At 61.2% G+C, this 1,463-nt stretch carries 1 protein-coding gene; it reads left to right on the top strand.

Annotation, left to right across the window (positions count from 1 at the left end; translation table 11 throughout):
* The first annotated feature begins 322 nt into the window (after positions 1-322).
* The gene (locus tag HIM68_RS18780; protein WP_172175390.1) at positions 323-1,399 is read left to right on the top strand and encodes an IS110 family transposase; all 1,077 of its coding nucleotides are present in this window, start codon (positions 323-325) and stop codon (positions 1,397-1,399) included.
* Positions 1,400-1,463: the final 64 nt, after the last annotated feature.

The following is a 1,463-nucleotide window of genomic DNA, read 5'->3' as shown; positions in this document are numbered from 1 at the left end:
ACCTGACGGCTGTGAGTCTTGGTAGTGGCTGGTCTGGGACCGGCTGGCAGAGTAGGTGCTGGCCTCTCCACCCCGTGATCGTGACTCAACCTGGCGGTGACCCACCCCCTTTGGTGGTGTCTTCGGGCCGATTTGTCCGATCACATGGGTGGTGCGGCCGGCACCGACTCGGCCCACCTCGGTAACTTGATCAGAAGGTTGTCCGCCCCTTGCCGGGGGCGTGACTCATCACAGTGTTGTTCCGAAGTGACCTCATCCCGGACCGGTGCCGGCCGCAAGCGGCCGCACAACCTATCGGTCAAACAGGGAGCTTCGAACCGCTATGTCCATTGTCGCGCACTTATACAACTTCTTCATCGGCGTCGATACACACGCCAGAAAACACGTCTACACGATCATCACCAACACCGGCATCCTCGTGGCTACCGGCAGCTTCCCGACGTCGAGGGCCGGCATCAAACGGGCCCTGGCATGGGCAGGCCGGTGGACGAAAGGTGACCTCGACACCCTGTGGGTCGTGGAAGGAACAGCCTCCTATGGTGCGGTGCTGACCGGTCATATCGCCGCTACCGAATACCCCGTGGTCGAAGCTGGACGCATGGATGCCAAAGCCCGGTACGGCGTGGGTAAGAGCGATGAGCTCGACTCCTACCGGATCGCGAAATCCGTGCTGGCGCTACACACCGACCAGCTGCGGTGGCCACGCCAAGGCGAAGGCGTCCGCCAGGGCCTGCGCGTGCTGTTGGCAGCCCGGGACGCGATGACCACCGAACGTACCCGGATGATCAACTCCCTGACCGCGTTGGTGCGCATTGTCGATCTGGGAATTGATGCCCGTAACTCGTTGACCGATACCCAGTTCGTCGAGATCGCGAAATGGCGGGACAGGAAGGAAGACATCGGCCTGGCCACGTCCCGGGACGAAGCGGTCCGTTTAGCTAAACGCGTCCTCGATCTTGACGACGATCTGCAGGACAACCATGACAAGCTCGCTGAACTTGTTGAGGCCAGTCCGGCGTCAGTCTTGCTGGCCGAACCCGGGATCGGTACGTTCACTGCCGCGGTGTTCTTCACCGCCTGGTCGCATCCGGGACGAGTCCGTAACGCGGCTGCGTTCGCAGCCCTGGCAGGGGCGAATCCGATCCCTGCTTCGTCGGGCAACACGCAACGACACCGGTTGAACAGGGGTGGGGATCGGCAGTTGAACCGGGCCTTGCACACGGTGATCACGAACCGGATGATCCACGATGAGAGAACCAGGGATTATGTTGCCCAGCGCTTTGGTGAGGACCCGACGAAGAAGTCGAAGAGGGAACTCAAGCGCAAGCTCAAATGGTATCTCGCGCGTCGAGTTTTCAAGATTCTCAACGGGCTAGAAACAATTCCCACGCCGGCTTGACAGACATAGAAGGATCGGCCCAGCAACCTCGCGCGAGGTTGCTGGGCCGCCGTCAGGTAGCAAT

The organism is Brevibacterium sp. CT2-23B (genome assembly GCF_013168765.1).
GTDB lineage: Bacteria > Actinomycetota > Actinomycetes > Actinomycetales > Brevibacteriaceae > Brevibacterium > Brevibacterium sediminis.
The sequence above is the reverse complement of the archived record's forward strand: the minus strand, read 5'-3'. Positions and strand labels throughout refer to the sequence as shown.

Coding starts and splice junctions, on each gene's coding strand:
- HIM68_RS18780 (WP_172175390.1), top strand. CDS start 323: ATGTCCATTGTCGCGCACTTATACAACTTCTTCATCGGCGTCGATACA.